Origin of the sequence: Frigoribacterium sp. MCBA15_019 (assembly GCF_001864945.1) — a bacterium.
Lineage (GTDB): Bacteria > Actinomycetota > Actinomycetes > Actinomycetales > Microbacteriaceae > Frigoribacterium.
Genome location: NZ_MJGS01000009.1, coordinates 1 through 5,606, shown reverse-complemented (window position 1 = coordinate 5,606; position 5,606 = coordinate 1). Strand labels below are relative to the sequence as shown.

The 5,606-nt window shown below is 54.5% G+C and carries 3 rRNA genes; all 3 read right to left on the bottom strand.

Annotation, left to right across the window (positions count from 1 at the left end):
* Positions 1–7 precede the first annotated feature (7 nt).
* A 5S ribosomal RNA gene (rrf, locus tag BIV04_RS09225) occupies positions 8–124 on the bottom strand.
* Positions 125–282: 158 nt separating this feature from the next.
* A 23S ribosomal RNA gene (locus BIV04_RS09220) occupies positions 283–3,405 on the bottom strand.
* A gap of 467 nt (positions 3,406–3,872) precedes the next feature.
* Positions 3,873–5,392 (bottom strand): 16S ribosomal RNA (locus tag BIV04_RS09215).
* Together the 16S, 23S and 5S rRNA genes form the textbook arrangement of a ribosomal RNA operon.
* Positions 5,393–5,606 lie beyond the last annotated feature (214 nt).

Here is a 5,606-nt window from a genome sequence, read left to right as displayed (position 1 = left end):
AAAAGGAGTCCGGCGGTGTCCTACTCTCCCACAAGGTCCCCCTTGCAGTACCATCGGCGCTGAGAGTCTTAGCTTCCGGGTTCGGAATGTGACCGGGCGTTTCCCTCTCGCTATGGCCGCCGAAACATTTACCACACACCATTTCTGGTGGTGAAGTCTGTTTTTAGACCATGCACCCGCCCCGGAGGACGGATGAGTGTTCTGTTGAGTTGTTCCCGACCGTATTTCGGGAACCACATAGTGGACGCAAGCAGCTTTCCCCCACCTCTACAGGGAGGGAGTGTTGTCAAGTTATCGGCTTATTAGTACCGGTCAGCTCCATGGGTCGTTAGTCCCCACTTCCACATCCGGCCTATCAACCCAGTAGTCTAGCTGGGAGCCTCTCACCCCTAAGGGTATGGAAATCTCATCTCGAAGCCGGCTTCCCGCTTAGATGCTTTCAGCGGTTATCCGTTCCGAACGTAGCTAATCAGCGGTGCCCTTGGCAGGACAACTGACACACCAGAGGTTCGTCCATCCCGGTCCTCTCGTACTAGGGATAGATCTTCTCAAATTTCCTACGCGCGCAGCGGATAGGGACCGAACTGTCTCACGACGTTCTAAACCCAGCTCGCGTACCGCTTTAATGGGCGAACAGCCCAACCCTTGGGACCTACTCCAGCCCCAGGATGCGACGAGCCGACATCGAGGTGCCAAACCATGCCGTCGATATGGACTCTTGGGCAAGATCAGCCTGTTATCCCCGAGGTACCTTTTATCCGTTGAGCGACAGCGCTTCCACAAGCCACTGCCGGATCACTAGTCCCGACTTTCGTCCCTGCTCGACTTGTCAGTCTCACAGTCAAGCTCCCTTGTGCACTTACACTCGACACCTGATTGCCAACCAGGTTGAGGGAACCTTTGGGCGCCTCCGTTACTTTTTGGGAGGCAACCGCCCCAGTTAAACTACCCACCAGGCACTGTCCCAGAACCGGATCACGGTTCGTAGTTAGATATCCAAAGTGACCAGAGTGGTATTTCAACAATGACTCCACCTGAACTAGCGTCCAAGCTTCACAGTCTCCCACCTATCCTACACAAGCCACTCCGAACACCAATACCAAGCTGTAGTAAAGGTCACGGGGTCTTTCCGTCCTGCTGCGCGTAACGAGCATCTTTACTCGTAGTGCAATTTCGCCGAGTTCGCGGTTGAGACAGCTGGGAAGTCGTTACGCCATTCGTGCAGGTCGGAACTTACCCGACAAGGAATTTCGCTACCTTAGGATGGTTATAGTTACCACCGCCGTTTACTGGGGCTTAAATTCTCAGCTTCGCTTGCGCTAACCGTTCCTCTTAACCTTCCAGCACCGGGCAGGCGTCAGTCCGTATACATCGTCTTGCGACTTGGCACGGACCTGTGTTTTTAGTAAACAGTCGCTTCCCACTGGTCTCTGCGGCCTTTCCCGCTCCGGGAGTAAATCCCATCACGGTTCCGGCCCCCCTTCTCCCGAAGTTACGGGGGCATTTTGCCGAGTTCCTTAACCACGATTCTCTCGATCTCCTTGGTATTCTCTACCTGACCACCTGAGTCGGTTTGGGGTACGGGCGGCTTGAACCTCACGTCGATGCTTTTCTCGGCAGCATAGGATCACTGATTTCCCCCAATCGGGGTACGCATCGGATCTCAGGCGCATTGACGACGGATTTGCCTATCGTCAGCCCTACATCCTTACACCAGGTTCACCTTACGGATACCATCGCCTGGCTCAGCTACCTTCCTGCGTCACACCTGTTAATACGTTAACCGCACCAGCATGGGGTCGAGCGTTAGACCGGCCGGCATCACCCCGAAGGGATCCACTCAGCCGGGTTAGGACTCTTAGCACCACTGGATTAGCTTGGGCGGTTCTTCGCCGGTACGGGAATATCAACCCGTTGTCCATCGACTACGCCTGTCGGCCTCGCCTTAGGTCCCGACTTACCCAGGGCGGATTAACCTGGCCCTGGAACCCTTGGTCTTTCGGAGGACGGGTTTCTCACCCGTCTTTCGCTACTCATGCCTGCATTCTCACTCGTGTGGCCTCCACGGCTGGTTTACACCGCCGCTTCACTGGCCACACGACGCTCTCCTACCACTCCGTACGACTGAACCACGAAGGCTTGTCTATAATACGAAATCTACAACTTCGGTGGTGTGCTTGAGCCCCGTTACATTGTCGGCGCGGAATCACTTGACCAGTGAGCTATTACGCACTCTTTCAAGGGTGGCTGCTTCTAAGCCAACCTCCTGGTTGTCTATGCAACTCCACATCCTTTCCCACTTAGCACACGCTTAGGGACCTTAGTTGGTAGTCTGGGTTGTTTCCCTCTCGACGATGAAGCTTATCCCCCACCGTCTCACTGCTGCGCTCTCACTTACCGGCATTCGGAGTTTGGCTGACGTCAGTAAGCTTTTGGGCCCCATCGGCCATCCAGTAGCTCTACCTCCGGCAAGAAACACGCAACGCTGCACCTAAATGCATTTCGGAGAGAACCAGCTATCACGAAGTTTGATTGGCCTTTCACCCCTATCCACAGCTCATCCCCTCAGTTTTCAACCTAAGTGGGTTCGGTCCTCCACGACGTCTTACCGTCGCTTCAACCTGGCCATGGATAGATCACTTCGCTTCGGGTCTAGGACATGCGACTGGATCGCCCTATTAAGACTCGCTTTCGCTACGGCTACCCCACACGGGTTAACCTCGCCACATATCGCTAACTCGCAGGCTCATTCTTCAAAAGGCACGCTGTCACCCCTACAAGGAGGCTCCAACGGTTTGTAAGCAAACGGTTTCAGGTACTATTTCACTCCCCTCCCGGGGTACTTTTCACCTTTCCCTCACGGTACTTGTCCGCTATCGGTCATCTGGGAGTATTTAGGCTTATCAGGTGGTCCTGACAGATTCACACGGGATTTCTCGGGCCCCGAGCTACTTGGGATCCCCATTCAGCCAGCGCCAGCATTTCGGCTACGGGGTTCGCACCCTCTATGACCAGCCATTCAAAGCTGTTCGCCTATACTGCGCTGTAACTGTCCCTGTCCGGCAGAACAGGACAACGGGTCCCACAACCCCGACCATGCAACGACCGCCGTCTATCACACATGACCGGTTTAGCCTCTTCCGATTTCGCTCGCCACTACTGACGGAATCACTGTTGTTTTCTCTTCCTGTGGGTACTGAGATGTTTCACTTCCCCACGTTCCCTCTACCCGCCCTATATATTCAGGCGGGAGTCACCAGACATAACGCCTGGCGGGGTTTCCCCATTCGGAAATCCTCGGATCAGGGCTCGATTATCAGCTCCCCGAGGCTTATCGCAGATTTCTACGTCCTTCTTCGGCTCCAGATGCCAAGGCATCCACCGTTTGCTCTTAGAAACTTGACCACAAAGTTGCTGCCAGCCAAAGACTGACAGCTCAGTGTTATCTCATTCGCCAACCACACCCCAAAGGGCGGATTGGTCTAAGAAATTGCACTTAGTATCACAAACAACAACCAACCCGAAGGCCGGCCCTGCTTGCGACTAAGATGCTCGCGTCCACTGTGTAGTTCTCAAAATACGGGCGGCACCATGAACACCCTGCAAGTGATGCAGGACCTTCATGGCCCAGAGGAAAAACAACCACACAAAGTGTGGAAGCTTGGTCCCTCAGGACCCAACAGCGTGCACACCCCTCACCCCGAACACCCTCACCTTCCAAACACCCGAAGATGCCGTACTAGCGCTGATGCTCTTCATGAAGAGCCATTGTCAATGTTCCACCCATGAGCGCCGGCCGAAGACATTCGCTTCGAAACCGACTTGACTCGTTGACCCCCGTGTATACCGCGGGGCGAGTACATGCTCCTTAGAAAGGAGGTGATCCAGCCGCACCTTCCGGTACGGCTACCTTGTTACGACTTAGTCCTAATCACCGATCCCACCTTCGACAGCTCCATCCACAAGGGTTAGGCCACTGGCTTCGGGTGTTACCGACTTTCATGACTTGACGGGCGGTGTGTACAAGGCCCGGGAACGTATTCACCGCAGCGTTGCTGATCTGCGATTACTAGCGACTCCGACTTCATGAGGTCGAGTTGCAGACCTCAATCCGAACTGAGACCGGCTTTTTGGGATTCGCTCCACCTTACGGTATCGCAGCCCTTTGTACCGGCCATTGTAGCATGCGTGAAGCCCAAGACATAAGGGGCATGATGATTTGACGTCATCCCCACCTTCCTCCGAGTTGACCCCGGCAGTCTCCTATGAGTTCCCACCATAACGTGCTGGCAACATAGAACGAGGGTTGCGCTCGTTGCGGGACTTAACCCAACATCTCACGACACGAGCTGACGACAACCATGCACCACCTGTATACCGACCTTGCGGGGCGACCATCTCTGGACGTTTCCGGTATATGTCAAGCCTTGGTAAGGTTCTTCGCGTTGCATCGAATTAATCCGCATGCTCCGCCGCTTGTGCGGGCCCCCGTCAATTCCTTTGAGTTTTAGCCTTGCGGCCGTACTCCCCAGGCGGGGAACTTAATGCGTTAGCTGCGACACGGAGACCGTGGAATGGCCCCCACATCTAGTTCCCAACGTTTACGGCATGGACTACCAGGGTATCTAATCCTGTTCGCTCCCCATGCTTTCGCTCCTCAGCGTCAGTTACGGCCCAGAGATCTGCCTTCGCCATCGGTGTTCCTCCTGATATCTGCGCATTCCACCGCTACACCAGGAATTCCAATCTCCCCTACCGCACTCTAGTCTGCCCGTACCCACTGCAGGCTGGGGGTTGAGCCCCCAGATTTCACAGCAGACGCGACAAACCGCCTACGAGCTCTTTACGCCCAATAATTCCGGACAACGCTTGCACCCTACGTATTACCGCGGCTGCTGGCACGTAGTTAGCCGGTGCTTTTTCTGCAGGTACCGTCACTTTCGCTTCTTCCCTACTAAAAGAGGTTTACAACCCGAAGGCCGTCATCCCTCACGCGGCGTTGCTGCATCAGGCTTTCGCCCATTGTGCAATATTCCCCACTGCTGCCTCCCGTAGGAGTCTGGGCCGTGTCTCAGTCCCAGTGTGGCCGGTCACCCTCTCAGGCCGGCTACCCGTCGTCGCCTTGGTGAGCCATTACCTCACCAACTAGCTGATAGGCCGCGAGTCCATCCTTGACCAAAATTCTTTCCAACTCCTAGCCATGCGGCTGAAGCTCGTATCCGGTATTAGACGCCATTTCTAGCGCTTATCCCAGAGTCAAGGGCAGGTTACTCACGTGTTACTCACCCGTTCGCCACTAATCCCTGGAGCAAGCTCCAGTTCATCGTTCGACTTGCATGTGTTAAGCACGCCGCCAGCGTTCGTCCTGAGCCAGGATCAAACTCTCCGTAAAAGAAAAAACAGCACAACCGGAATAGGCCATGACTGCTGAATTTGATGCTGACTAAAGAACAAAACAATCTGACGATTGTTGTTGTCCATCAATCTCAAAGAAACCTAAACACCACTCACAACCCCACCAAAAGATGAGACCACAAGCAATGCCAGGGTATAATTTGGCATTTGACAATGTGCACGCTGTTGAGTTCTCAAGGACCAAACGCACC